At 44.3% G+C, this 19,076-nt stretch carries 15 protein-coding genes and 1 pseudogene; 4 read left to right on the top strand and 12 right to left on the bottom strand.

Features of this window, described 5'->3' with window-relative positions:
- The first annotated feature begins 5 nt into the window (after window positions 1-5).
- The gene (locus V7L01_RS11675; protein WP_335034845.1) at window positions 6-1,706 is read left to right on the top strand and encodes an HAL/PAL/TAL family ammonia-lyase; all 1,701 of its coding nucleotides are present in this window, start codon (window positions 6-8) and stop codon (window positions 1,704-1,706) included.
- A gap of 47 nt (window positions 1,707-1,753) precedes the next feature.
- On the opposite strand, the gene V7L01_RS11670 is transcribed toward V7L01_RS11675, so the two are convergent.
- Both V7L01_RS11670 and V7L01_RS11665 read right to left on the bottom strand, forming a co-directional pair.
- Entirely contained in the window at window positions 1,754-6,040 is a 4,287-nt protein-coding gene (locus tag V7L01_RS11670; protein WP_335034843.1) for an ATP-binding protein, read from the bottom strand.
- Between the two features lie 350 nt (window positions 6,041-6,390).
- The gene (locus V7L01_RS11665) at window positions 6,391-6,555 is read right to left on the bottom strand and encodes a helix-turn-helix domain-containing protein (RefSeq protein ID WP_335034841.1); all 165 of its coding nucleotides are present in this window, start codon (window positions 6,553-6,555) and stop codon (window positions 6,391-6,393) included.
- Between the two features lie 315 nt (window positions 6,556-6,870).
- On the opposite strand from V7L01_RS11665, the gene V7L01_RS11660 reads away from it, so the two are divergent.
- Both V7L01_RS11660 and V7L01_RS11655 read left to right on the top strand, forming a co-directional pair.
- Complete coding sequence (locus V7L01_RS11660; protein ID WP_335034839.1) at window positions 6,871-7,095, top strand: hypothetical protein; 225 nt, start codon at window positions 6,871-6,873, stop codon at window positions 7,093-7,095.
- Window positions 7,096-7,464 carry a hypothetical protein gene (locus tag V7L01_RS11655; protein ID WP_335034838.1) on the top strand — a complete coding sequence of 123 codons (369 nt, stop codon included), beginning with the start codon at window positions 7,096-7,098 and terminating at the stop codon, window positions 7,462-7,464. It abuts the gene before it with no gap.
- A 424-nt stretch (window positions 7,465-7,888) separates the two neighbouring features.
- Here V7L01_RS11655 and V7L01_RS11650 read toward each other — a convergent pair whose 3' ends face one another.
- From V7L01_RS11650 to V7L01_RS11630, 5 genes are all read right to left on the bottom strand, one after another.
- The gene (locus V7L01_RS11650) at window positions 7,889-8,608 is read right to left on the bottom strand and encodes a helix-hairpin-helix domain-containing protein (protein WP_335034836.1); all 720 of its coding nucleotides are present in this window, start codon (window positions 8,606-8,608) and stop codon (window positions 7,889-7,891) included.
- A 10-nt stretch (window positions 8,609-8,618) separates the two neighbouring features.
- Window positions 8,619-8,741, bottom strand: a complete 123-nt coding sequence (locus tag V7L01_RS11645; RefSeq protein ID WP_335034834.1) for a hypothetical protein — start codon at window positions 8,739-8,741, stop codon at window positions 8,619-8,621.
- 31 nt (window positions 8,742-8,772) lie between these two features.
- Window positions 8,773-9,699, bottom strand: a complete 927-nt coding sequence (locus V7L01_RS11640) for a phosphodiester glycosidase family protein (protein ID WP_335034832.1) — start codon at window positions 9,697-9,699, stop codon at window positions 8,773-8,775.
- Window positions 9,700-9,784: 85 nt separating this feature from the next.
- Window positions 9,785-11,041, bottom strand: coding sequence for a DUF4912 domain-containing protein (locus tag V7L01_RS11635; RefSeq protein WP_335034830.1), 1,257 nt, complete (start codon window positions 11,039-11,041; stop codon window positions 9,785-9,787).
- A gap of 903 nt (window positions 11,042-11,944) precedes the next feature.
- Window positions 11,945-12,607 carry a hypothetical protein gene (locus V7L01_RS11630; protein WP_335034828.1) on the bottom strand — a complete coding sequence of 221 codons (663 nt, stop codon included), beginning with the start codon at window positions 12,605-12,607 and terminating at the stop codon, window positions 11,945-11,947.
- A 645-nt stretch (window positions 12,608-13,252) separates the two neighbouring features.
- Here V7L01_RS11630 and V7L01_RS11625 point away from each other — a divergent pair.
- Window positions 13,253-14,764, top strand: a pseudogene (locus V7L01_RS11625) (response regulator); the annotation flags it as partial.
- 175 nt (window positions 14,765-14,939) lie between these two features.
- On the opposite strand, the gene V7L01_RS11620 reads toward V7L01_RS11625, so the two are convergent.
- The 5 genes from V7L01_RS11620 to V7L01_RS11600 form a co-directional block, all read right to left on the bottom strand.
- Window positions 14,940-15,968, bottom strand: coding sequence for a glycosyltransferase family 4 protein (locus V7L01_RS11620; protein WP_335034826.1), 1,029 nt, complete (start codon window positions 15,966-15,968; stop codon window positions 14,940-14,942).
- Between the two features lie 80 nt (window positions 15,969-16,048).
- The gene (locus tag V7L01_RS11615; RefSeq protein ID WP_334837199.1) at window positions 16,049-16,237 is read right to left on the bottom strand and encodes a hypothetical protein; all 189 of its coding nucleotides are present in this window, start codon (window positions 16,235-16,237) and stop codon (window positions 16,049-16,051) included.
- A 151-nt stretch (window positions 16,238-16,388) separates the two neighbouring features.
- The gene (locus V7L01_RS11610; RefSeq protein ID WP_335034824.1) at window positions 16,389-17,228 is read right to left on the bottom strand and encodes an aldo/keto reductase; all 840 of its coding nucleotides are present in this window, start codon (window positions 17,226-17,228) and stop codon (window positions 16,389-16,391) included.
- Window positions 17,229-17,258: 30 nt separating this feature from the next.
- Window positions 17,259-17,822, bottom strand: coding sequence for a type 1 glutamine amidotransferase domain-containing protein (locus V7L01_RS11605; RefSeq protein WP_335034822.1), 564 nt, complete (start codon window positions 17,820-17,822; stop codon window positions 17,259-17,261).
- Window positions 17,823-17,876: 54 nt separating this feature from the next.
- The gene (locus V7L01_RS11600; RefSeq protein WP_335034987.1) at window positions 17,877-19,055 is read right to left on the bottom strand and encodes a zinc-dependent alcohol dehydrogenase; all 1,179 of its coding nucleotides are present in this window, start codon (window positions 19,053-19,055) and stop codon (window positions 17,877-17,879) included.
- Window positions 19,056-19,076 lie beyond the last annotated feature (21 nt).

Here is a 19,076-nt window from a genome sequence, read left to right as displayed (position 1 = left end):
AAAACATGGATACAGTTCGCTTAAGCAAAAACACTACCAGCAAAACTGCGTTTCCTTTTGTGTATAGTTTTAATAACCCTGTAATTGTAGGCGATCGCAATCTCACTGTTGAAGAAGTAACTAGTGTAGCGCGTTATGGAACACAGGTACGTTTAACTGACGATCTAGAAAAACTGGCTAATATCCAAGCATCCTGCGATTTTATTCACCATACAGTTGAATATGGCGAACCTATTTATGGGGTGACAACTAGTTTTGGTGGTATGGCAAATGGGGTGATTTCTCCTGAATCTGCGGCTTTACTACAAAATAATTTGATGTGCTATTACAAAATAGGTGCAGGAAAAAAATTACCTCTGGGTGATGTTCGGGCTGCAATGCTTATACGTGCGAACTCTTACATTAGTGGTGCATCGGGGATTCGTTTGGAACTCATCAAACGGATACTGATATTCCTCAATGCTGGTGTTACACCTCATGTCTGCGAATTTGGTTCAATTGGTGCCAGTGGTGATTTAACATCTTTAGCATCATATATCACTGGGGCATTAATTGGCTTAAATTCCAGCTACACCGTTGACTTTAATGGTGAAGAAATGAATGCACTAACAGCATTAAAAAAGCTGGGTTTAGAGCCATTACAACTACATCCTAAAGAAGGGTTGGCGATGATGAATGGCACATCAGTCATGGCAGGTATCGCGGCTAATTGCGTCTATGACACCAAAAATCTATTAGCATTAGCAATGGGCGCTCAGTCCTTAATTATTCAAGGTTTAAATGGGACTAATCAATCATTTGACCCATTTATCCATAAGCTCAAACCACATTCAGGACAAAAATGGGCTGCGAACCAAATGCTCAAGCTGTTGGCAGGCTCACGGTTAGTTCGAGAAGAGTTAAATGGTTCTCATAACTATCGCGGTGAAGATCCAATTCAAGATGGTTATTCACTGCGTTGTTTACCTCAATATATGGGGCCAATTGTCGATGGAATTGAGCAAATTCAAAAACAAATTGAGGTAGAAATTAACTCTATAACTGACAACCCGCTCATCGATGTGGAAAACCAAGCAAGTTATCATGGCGGTAATTTCTTAGGGCAGTACATTGGCATAGGCATGGATAAATTGCGTTACTATATTGCGTTGTTAGCGAAACATTTGGATGTCCAAATGAACTACTTGGTAGCACCACAATTTAATAATGCACTTCCTCCATCTTTAATTGGTAACAGAGAACAGGGTGTAAACATGGGGTTGAAGGGGCTGCAAATTACTGGCAATTCGATTATGCCTCTGTTAACCTTCTATGCAAATTCCATAGCTGACAGATTTCCTACCCATGTGGAACAGTATAACCAAAATATAAATAATCAAAGTTTTGCTTCCGCAAATTTAGCGCGTCAATCAGTAGAAATCTTTCAACAATATATAGCGATCGCCTTAATGTTTGGCGTGCAAGCAGTTGATTTACGCACATACACAACTGTTGGACATTATGATGCCCGCGCCAAACTCTCGCCTGCAACCAGAAATTTATATATCCTCATCCGCGATGTAGTTGGACAAGCGCCTTCTCCTGACAGACCTTATATCTGGAACAACCACGAGCAAGCTTTAGACGAACACATTGCCAAAATTGCAACTGATATCGCCAATGGTGGACAGATTATCCAAGCAGTTAAGGATCTTTTGTTTACCTAGACAACTCCTAATGCCAATTTGTAAGTTTATGCACAGCAGCCGAACACTCAACCATTCCCACTCCTGCCAATTAGGGTTGCAATTGCCTTGACTAACTCCTCTGGTTCGACGGGTTTGGACATATGCTTTTGAAACCCTGATTTGAGTGCTTGTTGCTGGTTGATTTCTCCTGCATAAGCAGTTAAAGCGATCGCCGGAATCTGTTTGGCTTGCTTTGCCTGCAATACTTTAACTTGGCGCATCAGCATATAGCCATCTGTCTCTGGCATCCCAATATCACTGAGCAGAAAATCTGGTTCTGACTCTGCCAATACTTGCAGTGCTTCTTTTGCTGATGCCACAGCAATCACCCTTGCTCCAGCCTCCTCTAGCAGAAATGTGTGGAAGTCACGGGTATCATCGTCATCATCGACAACTAAGATTTGAATGCCTGTAAGGATTTTAGTCTCCAAAGAAGGATTTAATGCAGCAATTAGGTCTTGTTTTGGAGTTAAATCTTTTTTAATTAGCGGTAGCCTGACTGTGAAAATAGCTCCTTGCCCTTCACCTAAACTTTCTGCCCAAATCGTGCCGCCATGTAATTCTATCAAATGACGGACAATTGCTAACCCTAACCCCAAGCCACCAAATTTGCGGGTTATTGTGCTATCAGCCTGACGAAAATATTCAAACACATAAGGGAGAAAGTCAGGACTGATCCCTTTGCCTGTGTCGCTGACGATAATCTGAGCTTGAGTGTCAATGCACTCTAGTTTAATATCAATTTTTCCTCCTTCAGGAGTGAATTTAACGGCATTCGATAAGAGATTCCAGAACACTTGTTGTAAACGACCGGAATCACCCAAAACTTGCCCTAAAGAAGCATTTAGTATCGTCTGAATTTGAATATTTTTAGCTTCTGCTGCCAAACGCACTGTCTCTAATGCCCCCTCGATCGCAAGCACTAAGTTGACGGGAAACATGTTGAGGTTGAGCTTGCCTTGTAAGATCCGAGAGACATCTAGCAAATCTTCAATTAATTGAGCTTGTAATTTAGCATTCCGCTCGATGGTTGCAATAGCTTTCTTCATTGCTACTGCGTCAAACTCACGAGTCTGTAAGAGTCTCGCCCAACCAAGAATGGGATTGAGAGGCGATCGCAATTCATGGGAAAGCACCGCCAGAAACTCATCTTTAATGCGGTTAGCTCTTTCGGCTTCAGCTCTAGCTGCTTGCTCGAGTTTTAGGAGGCGATCGCGTTCGGCTTCTGCTGCTTTGCGTTCGGTAATGTCGATCGTTGAGCCAATGTAACCTTTGAACTCACCATCCGCCCCAAACCAGGGATTACCGGCGTCGAGCACCCAGCGATACTCGCCATCTTTGCGCCGCAAGCGGTACTCCATACAAAACGCCTCGCAGCGCCCGCTTGCTGTCAGGAAAATATTCTTGACGTAATTGCAGTCCTCTGGATGCAAGGCTTTCAACCATTCAAATCCCAGACCCGTTTTCTCGCTCTGACCAGTAAAGTCGTACCAACTGTTACTGAGATAGGTGCAGTAGTTATCGGTATCGGTGACCCAGACCATGAAGGGGGCATTGTTAGCCATGCTACGGAACCGTTCTTCGCTCGCACGAAGTGCTTTCTCTGCCTGTTTGCGATCGCTGATCTCTGTAACAAAAATGCTTACTCCAAAAGCATTGGGGTAGACGCGATTCTCAAACCAGCGCTGCCAAGCGGGATAAAAGTATTCAAACTGAACAACGGTTTGTTGTGCGAACGCCCGATGAACCTGAGTAAAAAACTCGCTTTTGACCACATCTGGAAACACTTCCCAAACGATCCTACCTAGCAACTCTTCCTTTGGTATCCCAACAACTTCTGCTACCCGGTCGTTGACAAAGCTATAACGCCACTCTCGATCCAACACAAAGAACTGGTCTTGAATGCCAGCTAGAACTGTCTCTAAGTGTACTTTTGCGGTCTCAGCTTCAATCCGCAGCTCTTGCTCGCGTTGCATTGCCTCCTGGCGGAGACGAGCCATTTTTAGGGCTGCCTCTACCCGCGCCAACAATTCACGGGCAGAGAACGGTTTAATCAGATAATCATCGGCTCCCGCTTGTAACCCTTCTACCCGTGCCTCTTCCCCTGCCCGTGCCGACAACAAAATGATGGGAACTTTGTTAGTCTGCGGATCGGCTCGTAATTCTTGCAGCAATCCAAAGCCATCTAATCCAGGCATCATTACGTCCGTCAGTACCAAGTCTGGGACACGCCCACGAGCAGAATCCAAAGCAGCTAAACCGTCCGGCACTGATTCCACCTCATAGTGCTGACTTAATAGCCGCTTAACATAATCGCGCATGTCTGCATTATCATCGGCCAAGAGAATCCGAGCAGAGGGAGCAGAGGGACAAAAAGGCAGAAGGGAAAATACTTCCTGCTCCCCTGCTCCCCTGCTCCCCTGCTCCCCTGCTCCCCTGCCCCCTTGCTCCCCTGCTCCCCTGCCCCCTTGCTCCCCTGCTTCTTGCGGTAGCCAACGCAAGGCTTCTTCTAGATAGGGCGTTGCACCTAATGCGGTTGATGCTAAGGTTCGAGGGGCACTAATCCGCTCTGGAGGCAAATGAGCAAATCCTGTTGGAATTGATACAGTAAAGCAACTGCCTGCTCCTAAAACACTGGTGACATGGACTGTTCCACCGTGCATTTGCACCAATTCTTGCACCAGTGATAATCCAATTCCCGATCCTTCAAAAGTTCGTCCTTGCGCCCCTTTGACGCGGTGGAATCGTTCAAAAAGGTGGGGGATTTCTGCTGCTGGGATACCGATTCCTGTGTCTTTGACTGCGAACTCAATATGGTCATTTGACCGCTGTAAGCTGACTGTAATTTCTCCAGCCATTGTGAACTTGAATGCATTCGAGAGTAAGTTAAGAACAATCTTTTCCCACATCTCTCGATCTACATACACTGGTGCTGGAAGAGAAGGACAATTGACTGATAACTGCATCCCTGCCCGTTCTACCGCTGAACGAAATACACTAGCTAGTTCTGCGGTGAAGGTGGCAAGGTTGGTGGGTTCGTATGAGGCTTGAACCCGTCCGGCTTCAATGCGCGAGAAGTCTAGCAGGCTGTTGACCAGTTTCAACAGGCGGAGTCCGTTGCGTTGCACCATTTCTAACTGCTCTCGTTCTTTGGCTGGAAGCAGGGTGGCACAATTAATTAAGGTTTCCTCTAGTGGCCCCAACATCAGGGTAAGTGGGGTACGGAACTCGTGGCTGACGTTGCTGAAGAAGACGGTTTTAGCGCGATCGATTTCTGCCAAGGCTTCAGCGCGTTTGCGTTCTTCTTCGTAAGCTTGGGCGTTGGCGATGCTGGCTGCAATTTGAGCCGCAACTAAATCGATGAATCCTCTATAATTATCGTCGAATAGCCTGAATGGATTCAAACCAGCAATTAATATACCAGCTTTTCCCGTTTGACCGGATGCTGCAATTGGCACAGCGATCGCTTGGTGGGGCGATCGCTGCCAGGCACCACAAGGTAAGCTACTAAAAGACACTTCCAAATCAGAAATCAGTTTTGCCTGATGGGTTGCGATCACTTCCGCAAAGGGCCAAACCCAATCAGAATCGAGAGCCACTGTTTCTGGAACTGCTACGTCGTTTTGCCCAATGCGACACGTTCCAGCCAGAAAAACTTCCTGCCGATCTGGATCGACTAGATAAATCATTGCGAAAGGGAGGTCGTAAGGGTTGCTTTCCAGACAATTCGCACTCAGAGTACAGGCTTCATCAAATGTCCGTGCGTCTGCCGTCCTAGCCGCTAATTCGCGCAACAGTGCCAACTGACGTTCGCCAATGATCCGCTGCGTGTCCTCTGTGTTGGCACAGATGATCCCACCTGTGTCGCCTTGGTCATTAGGAACCGGGCTATATGAAAAAGTATAATAGGTTTCCTCTGGGTAGCCGTTGCGCTCCATAATTAGCAGCAGCGCTTCGTCGTAAGTGCCCTCGTTCTTCAGCATCGCTGATTCTGCTCTCGGCCCAACCTGATCCCATATTTCCCGCCACACGTAGGAAGCTGGCTGCCCAAGCGCTTCTGGATGTTTGCCGCCAATAATAGCCTTGTAAGGGTCGTTGTAAAGGTTAATCAGTTCATCGCCCCACCAAACAAACATGGCTTGACGGCTAGTCAGCATAATTCGCACGGCAGTCTTCAAACTCTGCGGCCACTGCTGTGCTGGGCCAAGGGAAGTTTTTGACCAATCCCGTTCTCGCATCCGCGCACCCATTTCACCCCCGCCGAGAAGGAAATTTACGTCGGCGTTGCTTGCTGACGTTGACTCGTTCTTCATTGATTCCTCTCGATTGGTCATGCGTAGATTACAGAGCTACATCTGTGGTTGTCTTTTGGTCAATATCCTCTCTAAATCAGACGTTTACACTCTTAAACAGTCATTTTTGAGGATATTCATTGGCATATATAGCCTAAAATACCAACTTTGCCGTGACTTTTCAAAACATTGAAATCGTTTTTTTGGGGCAAGTTGCTGTTTTGGCTATTTTTTATTGTCACCTTTATATCATCGATATTCCAAGCTACCAAGGCCGATTCTCATTTAGAACTCACAAAGCCTACTCCTCTTATCGGAAATATGTTGCTTTAAGAACTCGATCGCGTTCGCTTAACTCATTGAGCAGGCTACTAATTCGCTGTATTGCTAAAGGAGAAGGTGTTACATTTCCATTTTCCCCAACGATTAATTGTTGCAAAAGTGACACCAAACTTGGCAGCAATTTTTTCTTGAGACAGATTTAACTCTTGTCGCAGGGCACGAACTACTTTGCCAATATTAGGTTGCTTTGCCACAAGTAGGCTTCTACTGGAAAGCATAGTAGATCGAAGTTTATAAAGAAATATATATTACCAATTTTTACGGCAGAGTATTCTTTTGTGTCTATTACTCCTGAGATAGAGATTGCGATCGCAAATCACAGGTACACAAATTTTACCATAAATTTAATTTATCATTCTAAGAAAAAAGACTATTTGATTTTATTCTATAAGTCGCTTTATTCTTAAATCAGTAGAGATTTGAACTTTGAACAAATACAAGTTTTTGGCTGAGTAATTTACTTTCCAAATCTCTAGTGCTATCAAAGTTAGGTGAAAAAGAGGTGCAACATGAATCCGGCAAAATCATCAATCAGCAATGTCAACACCCAAAAGCAACTGTTAGAAAAAGCTGAAGCCGACAAATCAACACTTGGTCAGCGAGTAGCTGATGCGACGGCAGCAAAAGTGGGGTCTTGGTCATTCTTAATTGGGCAAAGTAATTCTAAAATGCCCAAAGAAGTTTTAGTATATCTACCTTTCAACTTTGAGAAATCAAAAGAGGACAATATCTAAATGTTAGAACAGCAGATTGATTGTCCCACCATGCCCAAGACAAGTGCAACGATCGTGAAACTTTTCCAAATCACTCTAGTGGTCTTAGTACTTTTGATAAACTTAGCAATTGCTTTCCCTTCTTGGGCAGAAAAAGCGCCTTCTTTAACTAGCAATCCTGACTACTTTCAAGTAGGGCAAAAAGTCATTTGGCTTTACAGACCTCGCGCGGATTCTAGCGATGTTCAAAGAATTCCCGCTGAAGTAGTCAAGTTAAGTTCCAAGCAAGTGCAAATCAAGGTATACAAAAATAATCACGAATTTGTCAATCGTTGGGTGAATCCAAACAAGCTTGAGAATTCGCAAAAACTTAAAGAATCAGTACTCTAAAATTGAGTTATATAAAAGTAAATCTAATACAGCACGGCGTCAATCCAGCTACCATATCAATTAACCAGATTTGCGGCAGAATCCTCTTGTTAAAAGTAGGTACACTTCCAATCATTATCGGTTAAGGTCAAAATTTGTGTGAAGTTAAAATTATTGTTTTGATTATCTTTTCTATTGTTAGTAACGCTTAATATCATATCCGCTTGATTACTTATTAAACCCGAAGAACCCCACCCCGCCAAAGCTACGCTTTGTCCCCCCTCCCCGCAAGCGGGGAGGGGTTGGGGGTGGGGTGCAATGACTATGGGAATCATAACTATTTATCCGGACATGATATAATTATTAACCGATAAATATTGCGAAAAAGGTACAATTTATTTAGCAAATAAAGTAATTGCTAATTCTTGAAATTCTGGAATCGGTTTCATAAAAATATTTTTTTATCTGAGTTACGTTGCGTTTGGACATAATTGCACTTTGCTGAGAGAGGGCAATCATTACAAAGAGGATTTTTTGCCCTGCAAACCATCGCTCCAAAGTCTAGCAAGGTTAAATTCCATTTGCCAACTTTCTTATTAGGAGCAATTATTTCTGCTGCACCCCAAAGAATTTTACAGCGCGATTTCACTCTTTCTCCTTGCAAGCCAAAGAAGCGTTCGAGGATGCGAGCTACATTAGTATCGAGTACAGCTAGCGGTTGACTGAAGGCTTGAGAACAAATAGCGCGAGCTGTATATTTACCAATTCCAGGTAATTCAAGCAACTGCTTTTCTGAATCGGGGATTTTTCCTCCAAACTGCTCTAAGATGATACAAGCGCATTGGTACAGTCTTTCTGCCCTGAAGTAAAGACCTAAAGGTACCAGCAATTCGCTCAATTCATCAATGCTTGCCTTGGCTAAGTTTTCGAGCGTAGGATATTTAAAGAGAAATGCTTTGTAGATAGGAACAACCGTAGCTGCGTCTGTTTTTTGCAGCAGATTTTCTGCAACGAGAATTGCGTAAGAATCGCAAGTCTGCCGCCAAGGAAAATCGCGTAAGTTTTGCGTTCCCCATATAGAGAGATGGTGGCGAAACCATTTAATTTTTACAGCATCCAAATTTGACGCTGTGTTTTCTTGAGGTTCTTTAGTCGCACCCTTCACGATTGTTTTCTCAACTTAAATCTAGCAGACTTTTACCACCATTTTCAGAAGAAGTACGCAGCCATTGTAAAAACTCAGGAGTTAAAGTGGGAGTTTCTCGCAAGCGCTGCAAATCTTCGCTTTGTTTTGCCATTTCTCGTACTGTAAACGGATGGTTGGCAATTTTATTTTTTGTAAATCAAAAAAACTGAACCAATCGGCCCAAAGTTTTCTACATAAATTTTCTGGTTATAATACAATCCTGGAGACATGCCTCCATCAAATAATATCCCTTCTTGAATCTTACCTAAACAGTTATTGCTAGCAATACCTTCTAAAACCTTATCAAACATATCTGGCAGTAACTCTTGATTAACTTGAGATAATTCAATATCTGAATTAGCTTTCAAGTCATTAACTAATAAGATTACATAGCCTTGATTAGTGATAGCTGCCAAGGAGCGGTTCTTAGCATTTTTACAGGCAAATTCACCTAAGTCTTGACAAATATCTTTAAACTTACCCTGACGATAAAATCTGCCATTACCGCCTACTAAATTGTAATTGAGAATATCGCTTTTTCTTCTACCAGCTTGGATAGTAGCCTGTCGCTGGTTGGGTGTACCTCCTGAAATACCAAAGGAAGAACGTTTATTTTTAAATGCTCCGGAATACTCAACGCCACGAGAAATATTTAAACCTTGTGGTTTATCATCAGTACCTATATAGTCGGCATTAATTGCGGCAATCGGTAGCTGTCCGTTTAATTTGGCATTCTCGTCGCTGATGAGTTCGCGAAACTGTTTTGCTACATATTCTTTACGCAGTTTCCCTCTAGCATCTTTGGCGTAGAGTTTATGAGATAGACCAACATTAACTTTGAAATCTAATTCTGCTGATTTGGGATTAAAAATAACTACATTGTTAATACCTTTTTGATTTTTTTTACCTTGATTATTGGTTTTAAAAAAATCAATACTGAACTTGGCATCTTTACCAGGGCAAGTTTTAGATGCTTTTGGCACTGAGTTTGCTTCAATCTCTTTACAACCTGATAATAAGCTTGCACCAATTATCAAGCTAAATAACAAAAATAATTTTTTTGTGTACATAATAATGCAAAAAAAACCGCTACAGAATTACTATAGCGGGGAATAATTTAAAATTTCAGTCTGGAGTTTATCTAAGAACCAAAACTTAAGAGAACCATTCTAAAACAGCTTCTTCTTTGGTGTTGGTATTTCGGGATGGTGTCTCACGATTAAATTTCATCTGAATTGACCGGGTTTGCTCGCCGTCAGCAGCTACAGCCAAAATCGGATAGTCAATTAAACCATCTTGGAAGGACATCTGGAAGCGGAATGTTCCATCTGGATTTAGCTGAATTGGACGGCCGCCAATGGTTACCGTAGCATCGGGTTCGGTTGCACCGTAGACTATCAACTCAGCATCGGCAATTAACCAGAACTGGCGCGGACGCACTGGTACGGCGGAAGCCGAGAAGCCAACACCTGACATTCCTGCACCGGAAGCAGTTAAGCCAGACACGGTGGGAAGTGCCCACAGACCCACACCAGATGGGAAAATGTAGGAGCTAATGGGTTGCACTGCACCTGCTGCTTGGTGCTGGGAGCCAAAGATAGAACCAGCAACCCGTAGTGATTCGGCAGATTCGGCTAAACCAAAGATTTCGTCGTAGATGGGGTTGCCGTTACCATTGACAACAGCAGCATTACCATTGGCGGCAGCTGCAACCTTCTTGGCTGGGGGAACTAGTTCGTATTGAGTCTTACCACGCAAATCTTCTTCAAAGTTAACAGTGATGAAGACATCTTCTATCCAGTCAGAAGGATAAACGGGAGGAATGTGTACTCTAGCAGAACGAGCGAGTACCAACCAGCGTCCATCAGCAGCACGATAACCGATATCTATCGTATAATCGCGATCGCTAACTGGAACTGGTATATACCATTCTCTAGCTAGTTCATCAGCAGGATATTCTTGAATGCTGTGGGGGCTTTGGTATTCAATATCGATGTCGGTGACATCATAAATCCGTAGTGCCAGTTGTTGTCCCCCTTGTCGGCGCAGTTCCTCTTTGTGCTCATTGGGAATATCCCAGTAAGTGTAAGCCCACTGAGGATCGCGTGGTAAGAGGACAATCCGGCTGTCACCATAGCCAGAGGGCAAATCTGCGAGTCCTTCATCAACATCAGCCAAAGATCCGCCAGTGCGATCTTCCTGACCTAATTCAAACTTTGCAGCTTCCACGGTTTCCTGTGCCTCCAATGAACGAGATGGACTGAGCGAAATTCGACTGCGCTGTACTTCTTGAATTGATGCCAGCAATTGTGATTTACGCATTCGGCTATAACGAGAGATGCTGTATTCGCTAGCAACTTTGCGTAGTTGGCGTAAGGTCATCTCCTCTAGTGGCGGGCGTTCTTTTGCCATTATTTTGGACTCCAGTAGTTTAAGCGGTAAATGATTTCCCCTGGTTAAGGAATGCTATATAAAATGTCATCCACTCCAGATGAATTTCTTATTCCTGACTCCTGGTTTTGCCCAGTTTTTAAGTTTTTTAGTCTGTTTTTAAATTGAAGTCACTTCCTTTAAATCCCTTGTTATGCCAAAATAAGCATTTCTTTGGGATCGGAGAAGTTCTATTTGTTAAGTCAATATTAACCACTAAGCATATCTAGGGATCAAGTGGTTTGAATGGGTTTTTTGCCTGTTTCACGAATTTACAAGCTATTCTGGGATCAATTTGTCATGAAAACATGACATTTCTGATTAGTTACATGTTGAGCAATGGCAATGATGTCACATTTTCATGACATTAAGTTGTCAGTTAGTCAAAAACCGGAATCTACAAAGAATTGAGCGTGCGATGTCCATTGGCAAGGCACTATCAGAAATCTTCAGTGGAGGAACAGTACTTAAAAGGGGTTCAGGCGAGATACGCAGCTGAACCCTTTATTAGCAATCACTAAAATCAGTACAACCAGCCCAAGAAATTCATCCTTGGATGGGAATTTTTTTGATAGCATTTCTTTGGCAGTGTCAAATTGAATCAGCGATGTCTACGACGGGCTACGCCTACGCGTTATTTGTCGATTTGAAAAAAAGCCTGCCCAAAGTCTTGTCTAAGCTCGACTCTATCCAAAATTAAGAACTCGGTTTTCTTTATCCGGCAAAAACCCTGGCTTTTTGGCAAATACTTTTTCAATGTCACAGATTATCGATGAAGCTAAAAAAGCAAAACTACCGCCCCACAAAGGTTTTAGCGTCAGCTTGAGCCTTGCTCAAAAATGGATAAAGTCGAGCTAATATCCACTAGACAAAATTTTGACAAATTTAAGGATTTTTAAACCAGACATAAACACGATCGTTAGAAGCTATACCCATACCCACAATGTCATTAGCTATTGTTCCAATAGGAAGGGAGTATCTATACAGCTTTATGTACTCATCTAGATCATCGCTAGTTCCCGAACTCACTGTTCCATCTTTGTACCAGGCATAAACATAGTCGTTAGAAGCTATACCCATACCCACAATGTCATTGGGTGTTTTTCCAGGCGGTAAGGTGTAGTTATAGGGCGCTATGTACTTATCTAGATCATCGCTAGTTCCCGAACTCACTGTTCCATCTTTGTACCAGACATAAACATAGTCGTTAGAAGCTATACCCATACCCACAATGTCATTGGGTGTTTTTCCAATAGGAAGGGAGTAGCTATACAGCTTTATGTACTCATCTAGATCATCGCTAGTTCCCGAACTCACTGTTCCATCTTTGTACCAAGCATAAACATGGTCGTTAGAAGCTATATCCATACCCACAATGTCATCGGGTGTTTTTCCAGGGGGTAAGGTGTAGCGATACAATGCGCTGTATCGATCAAAATCGTCGCTAGTCCCTGAGCTAACTGTTTGCGCTTGGGTCACTGCTATTCCACTTGTTATGCCAAATCCAAATATTGTTGCTAAACCTGCGGCAACTATTAATTTTTTCATAGTTATTGTCCTTTTATCTAACTGAAAAATCCCAGTATATTTCGATCCAAAATTATTTTATATGAATTTATACTACTAACAATATTTGTGCTACAAAAGTTAAGGTCATTAAGATATGAAAACGTAAAATTAAGGTTATCAAGCATATTTTCTGACAATAAGTAGGGATTTTTTAGAATAGTGGGATAGGTTCTAAATTGTTGAGAATTAATTGAAGCTTAAAACCGTCACTATTTCTATGTTTCCAGAGTTAACGGGAAAAATCAGAACAAGAACAGCTCCAACCCTACAAGGGAATGGGAGTAAGATTCAAAGCTTCTCTCCTAAAAAGAGAGAGATCGGGGTTATTACATACAAAGGGAAAACGCGATCGCTATGATTCAGTTGACATCATCCTAGCAATCTGAATCATAGCGATCGCTCCCAGCACGAACTCAAGAATGTATATTATTTTACAAATAAATTCCTACTAGCTCTCTATTTCTGTGGCTGGAAACAATAATATTTTTGAATGTTTTTCTACAAATTAATTCTCTGCCCATAAAACTAATTAATTAGATTGTAGAGTTTAAATTTTTCTGCAATCCAAAATCAAATATTTAAAATTGGCACAGTCATTACTTAATCACAAAGAACAAGGGATAAATGACTAACCTGATTCTAGTTGTAGACGACGACGATTTCATGCGATCGCATCTGTGCGAGCAATTGACAGAAGCAGGGTATCAAGTGGTAGAAGCGAGTAACGGTTTAGAGGCGATCGCTACCTATACTCGCCTCCACCCAGATATAGTACTGTTGGATGTCATGATGCCAGTGATGGATGGGTTTAGCTGTTGCGCTCAACTGCAAGCACTCCCCAATGGCAAAGACACACCAGTGTTAATAATTACGGCTTTTGATGACCAAGTAACCGTAGACAAAGCTTTTGCTGTGGGTGCAACTGATTTTATTACCAAGCCGATTCAATGGCCAATATTACGTCAAAGATTGCGCCGGATTCTGGAAGCCAATCGTGTTCTGCAAGAACTCCGACAGCAAACTGCACAGGCACAATTGCGGGAAGCACAACTCAGGATGGCATTAGACGCTACTCGCATGGGCATCTGGAACTGGGATTTGCTGACGAACAAAATTACTTGGTCAGATAATCTGGAAGCACTTTTTGGCTTAGAGAAAGGGACTTTCAACTACAGCTATGAAGCTTTTATCTGCTGCATTCATCCCCACGATCGCAATTTCGTTAGGCGATCGCATCAGCAAGCTATTCAGGAGCGAGTCAAATATGACATCGAATTTCGAGTTGTTTTACCGGATGGGAGAATTCGCTTTTTAGCAAGCAAAGGAATTGCCTTTCAGGATGCGTCTGGGGTGGCTGTGCAAATGTCTGGGATATACATGGATATCACCAACCGCAAGCAAGCTGAGGAAACGCTAGAAATTCATGCCAAACAGCAAGCGATGTTGGCAGAACTAAGTCAAATGGCCCTAGCTAGTACTGACTTAACTGCACTAATGAACTCATGTGTAACAATCGTCGCCCAATGTCTAAAAGTTCAGTCTTGCAAAATTTTGGAACTACTGCCAGACAATCATAAATTACTGCTACGCGCCGGAGTCGGTTGGCAACCTGGACTTGTGGGAAAAGCGACCGTTAGCGCGGGGATAAATTCTCAAGCTGGCTACACCCTGCTTTCCAAGGAACCGGTGATTGTTGATGACCTCCGTGCCGAAACACGATTCAATGGGCCGCCACTGCTACACGAGCATCAAGTGGTGAGCGGTATTAGCGTGGTGATTCATGGCAAAGAGCGTCCTTTTGGTGTATTTGGCGCACACACAACCAGACACCACATCTTCACCAAAGATGATATTTCTTTTCTGCAAGCTGTTGCCAATGTTTTCGCTACAGCCATTGAGCGCCAACGGGTGGAAGACGCACTCAAAGAAAGCGAAGAACGCTATCAGTTAGCCGTGCAGGGCAATGATGGCATTTGGGACTAAAACGTTAGAAACGATCGAGTATTTTTCTCAACTCGCTGGAAGGAAATGCTTGTTTACGAAGAACATGAGATTTCCAATCATTTGGACGAATGGGCAACACGAGTGCATCCAGATGATATCGGATTTGTGAGACAAGCGATCGCCGAGCACTTTGCATTTGTCGCTTCCCACGATTTGCAAGAGCCACTGCGTAAGATTAAAATTTTTGGCGATCGGCTCAAAACCACCTGTGGCGAAACGTTAACTGAACAGGGGCGTGACTACTTAGAACGAATGCAGAATGCCGCCAGCAGACATGCAGACATTGATTGAATAAGCTTTTCAAGACTTAACGGGAAAAGTCAGGTTGATAAACTGCTTCATAGCCATCTACCATTTTTGGCACACTAAAACAATTCTCGACATGCTTACGACAAGCATGACGATCTAGTTCTGCCACTTTGTTAACGGCATTAACACATTCAGAAATGCTGTTACATATAAAGCCAGTTTTTCCGTGGACAATTACTTCGGGAACTGAACCCAAATTCATGGCGATGACTGGTGTTCCTGCTGCCATTGATTCTGTCATTACCAAACCAAATGGTTCTCGCCAAGTAATCGTAAATAAAGTTGCTACTGCACCCCCCATCAAAGCATTCTTTTGAACATGGTTAGCTTCACCCAAATACTGAATTTGCTGACCATCAATTAAGGGCTGAATTTCTCGCTCAAAATACTTCACATCAACGACATCCACCTTAGCTGCCATCTTTAAACGCCAACCAGCCTCTTTTGCAATCTGTATTGCTAAGTGCGTTCCCTTTTCTGGTGAAATTCTTCCCAAAAAAGCCAGATAAGGTGGTTCGTCCGGCTGAGGATGAAACTTATGATTACTGATATCAATGCCATTGTAGACAGTTGCTACATAATTCAACCCTAACCTAGATTCACGTTGGGAATTGGAAATACTTACATAGGGCTGGTTTTTGGCATATTGAAACATCTTTTCGTTATCAGGGGTAAAGATACCATGTAATGTGGTAACTGTCGGTGTCTTTACTAAATTCGCATAGGGCAACGCACTACAGCCTATATGTGAATGAATTATGTCAAAGGTTTCTGCTTGCTCATATACCAAAGCCAATTCCAACATTTCATAGATGTTACACTCTTTGATGCTTGAATCTAGTCTCAAAGCACAAGGATGAACTGATTGCAGCTTTGCCAAAGTTATTGAATCTCCCGATGCAAATAGCGTTACTTCATGCCCTCGCCTAACTAATTCATCGGTCAATAAGCCCACAACTAATTCTGTTCCACCATAACCAAGAGGTGGAACTCTCTCCCAAAGAGGAGCAATTTGAGCAATCCGCATAGAAACTCCTAAAAACTTAAGACTAGAATTTCAAGAAAGTCTTTCTTTTAAAAAGGGTTTTAAAGTAACTCAGTTCATTACTAGTCAAGTTGAATACACTTCCGGCCGGCTTCTGCTGCTGCTTGGGGGGTATAGTACAGTCTTTGTTCACCAAATACTGCGCCATCAGCACTAACTAACCGAAACTCCCAGAAATATCTCTGTGTGTTAAACACAACTAAAGTAAAGCTTTGAATGCCAACCACAGAGTAAATTTTGATGATAGACACAATGGTATTTAATCTATCTCTTTCAAGATGTTATGTGATGGGCTGATTTATTTGGTTAAGAGAATTACAACATTTTTAACAGAAGCAAAGTTAGTGATGATTAATACTCTCCGTGTCTTTTCTCCTGCCTTATGGTTTGAGTACAACAGGCTTACAGCATGGGAAGCACGCGGGGACGAGATCCGGTCGGGAAGGCTGCGTCGATTCGATCGAGTTCGGTTTGGGTCAGATTGAGTTCCCCGGCTCCTGCGTTTTCAGCGGCGTGTTCGGGGTTGGATGCTTTGGGGATTGCGAAGAGCGAGGAATGCCGCACCAGAAATCGGAGCGCGACTTGGCGAGGGGTGGCGTTATGGGCGGCGGCGATTTCCTGTAGTACGCGACCTGCGGTTGTGCGCGATCTGGGAAAATCCCCATGACCGAACGGGCTGTATGCGACTACGGCGACCCCATGCTTCTCACACCAGGGGATCACAGCGTGTTCGATCGCTCTCTCTCTCAAATGGTAAAGGACTTGATTGCAGACGAGAGAACCCTCGCCAGCGATCTTCTGGACTGCTTCAAGGTCAGGCACATCGAAGTTGCTCACGCCCCAGCAGAGAATCTTCCCCTCGTGCTGAAGCTGCTCGAAGGCAGCGATCGTCTCCTCCAGTGGGTGTAGACCGCGCCAGTGCAACAGATAAGAGTCCAGCCGATCGGTATGAAGTCGAGCGAGGGATTTCTCACACGCTATGATCGTCCCTCTCCGAGAAGCATTTCCAGGAAGAACCTTGGAAACCAGGAAAACCCGATCGCGTCGTCCAGCGATCGCCTCTGCGACCACCTCCTCGGCGCTGCCGTACATCTGTGCCGTGTCGATGTGGGTCATGCCGAGATCGAGTCCTTGGCGCAAAGCGGCGATCGCAGAGGCGCGGTCACCGTTGTCGATGTACCAGGTTCCTTGACCGATCGCTGCCACCTCGCGCTGCGTGGAACCAAATCGATGCTGTTCCATACCTGTCCTCCTGATTAACGCTCCGAGTCCTCACGCCATCTGCCGTACCTGCCCTGCATGGCTGAACAGCTCGATCATTTCCCGGTTGAAGGCTGGGATGTCGTCTGGCTTGCGGCTCGACACGAGGTTGCTATCAACTACAACTTCCCGATCTACCCACTGGGCACCTGCGTTCTGGAGATCGGTCTTGAGCGACGGCCACGAGGTGATCTGCCGTCCGCGCACCACATCTGCCTCGATCAGAGTCCAAGGTCCGTGGCAGATCACCGCTACGGGCTTGTCAGCATCGAAGAAGGACTTTATAAACTCGATCGCCTTAGCTTTAGTCCGAAGTTGATCTGGATTGGCAACACCACCGGGAAGCAGGAGGGCATCATAGTCGGCTGGATTTACTCGATCGAGGGGGACATCTACCGGGAAAAAATCCCCTTTGTCATAATGGTTCCAGCCCTGAACGCGATCGCTCTTAGGTGAAATGATGTGGGTTTGAGCACCTGCTGACTCAAGGGCTTGCTTGGGTTGAGCCATTTCAACTTGCTCAAAGCCATCTGTAACCAGAATGGCAACTTTCTTATTTGTGAGTTCTTCTGTCATCTCTACCTCCATTAGTGTTGGCTAGACTTGGTTTTTTCGTGTTCTTGTGGGGTTTTAGGCAGCCTCACCTGGCTTGAGCACGATCTTGATACAGTTGTCCTTCTTGTGCTTGAAAATTTCGTACCCGTGCGGTGCTTGTTCTAGCGGCAGACGATGGGTGATTACAAAAGATGGGTCGATATCGCCATTTTGGACGCGATCGAGTAACGGGCGCAAGTACCTATGAACGTGCGTTTGTCCCATTTTAAATGTTAAGGCTTTGTTCATGGCAGCACCCATCGGTATCTTGTCTACAAAGCCGCCGTAAACACCAGGAATTGAAACAGTGCCACCTTTGCGACAGGCAACAATCACTTGCCTTAGGGCAGTGGGTCGGTCGGTTTCCATACGCACGGCTTGCTTTACCTGGTCGTAAAACGCATCAGGACCCGTACCGTGGGCTTCCATTCCCACAGCATCCATGCAAGCATCTGGACCGCGCCCACCGGTCATATCTTTGAGGGCTTCACCAACATCAACTTCCTCATAGTTAAGGACTTCTGCCTTGCCGTATGAAGCCATCTGTAGGCGTTCGGGAACTCGATCGATCGCAATGACGCGCTCGGCACCTAGCATATATGCACTTCTAATGGCAAACTGTCCGACTGGACCGCAGCCCCAGATCGCTACAGTATCTCCTGGCTGGATATCGCAGTTTTCCGCTGCCATGTAGCCAGTGGGGAAGATATCCGTCAGAAACAGGACTTGTTCGTCTGTTAGTCCATCAGGAATCTTGAATAAACCGACATCGGCAAAGGGAACGCGGGCATATTCAGCTTGACCTCCAGCATAGCCACCCATCATATGGGAGTAGCCGAAAAGACCAGATGGGGAATGACCCATCAGTTTTTCTGCCATCCAAGCGTTAGGGTTGGAGTTATCACACAACGACCATAAATCTTTTTGACAAAAGAAACAGGAGCCGCAGGAAATGGTAAAGGGGACGACAACGCGATCGCCTATCTTCACATTCTTGACGGCACTGCCTAGATCGACGACCTCCCCCATAAATTCATGACCAAGGATGTCGCCCTTTTGCATCGTGGGGATGTAACCGTTATAAAGGTGTAAATCAGAACCGCAAATCGCCGTTGACGTGATTTTAATAACAGCATCACGCGGATTAATGATTTTTGGATCGGGTACTGTTTCTACCCGTACATCGTTGGCACCGTTCCAGCAAACTGCTTTCATAGCCATTAGTCCTTTGTCGGT

This window comes from Nostoc sp. (genome assembly GCF_036917095.1).
Lineage (GTDB): Bacteria > Cyanobacteriota > Cyanobacteriia > Cyanobacteriales > Nostocaceae > Nostoc.
The sequence above is the reverse complement of the archived record's forward strand: the minus strand, read 5'-3'. Positions and strand labels throughout refer to the sequence as shown.

Coding starts and splice junctions, on each gene's coding strand:
- V7L01_RS11645 (WP_335034834.1), bottom strand. CDS start 8,741: ATGGCAAAACAAAGCGAAGATTTGCAGCGCTTGCGAGAAACTCCCACT.
- V7L01_RS11620 (WP_335034826.1), bottom strand. CDS start 15,968: ATGCGGATTGCTCAAATTGCTCCTCTTTGGGAGAGAGTTCCACCTCTT.
- V7L01_RS11635 (WP_335034830.1), bottom strand. CDS start 11,041: ATGGCAAAAGAACGCCCGCCACTAGAGGAGATGACCTTACGCCAACTA.
- V7L01_RS11670 (WP_335034843.1), bottom strand. CDS start 6,040: ATGAAGAACGAGTCAACGTCAGCAAGCAACGCCGACGTAAATTTCCTT.
- V7L01_RS11600 (WP_335034987.1), bottom strand. CDS start 19,055: ATGAAAGCAGTTTGCTGGAACGGTGCCAACGATGTACGGGTAGAAACA.
- V7L01_RS11605 (WP_335034822.1), bottom strand. CDS start 17,822: ATGACAGAAGAACTCACAAATAAGAAAGTTGCCATTCTGGTTACAGAT.
- V7L01_RS11610 (WP_335034824.1), bottom strand. CDS start 17,228: ATGGAACAGCATCGATTTGGTTCCACGCAGCGCGAGGTGGCAGCGATC.
- V7L01_RS11675 (WP_335034845.1), top strand. CDS start 6: ATGGATACAGTTCGCTTAAGCAAAAACACTACCAGCAAAACTGCGTTT.
- V7L01_RS11660 (WP_335034839.1), top strand. CDS start 6,871: ATGAATCCGGCAAAATCATCAATCAGCAATGTCAACACCCAAAAGCAA.
- V7L01_RS11630 (WP_335034828.1), bottom strand. CDS start 12,607: ATGAAAAAATTAATAGTTGCCGCAGGTTTAGCAACAATATTTGGATTT.
- V7L01_RS11655 (WP_335034838.1), top strand. CDS start 7,096: ATGTTAGAACAGCAGATTGATTGTCCCACCATGCCCAAGACAAGTGCA.
- V7L01_RS11640 (WP_335034832.1), bottom strand. CDS start 9,699: ATGTACACAAAAAAATTATTTTTGTTATTTAGCTTGATAATTGGTGCA.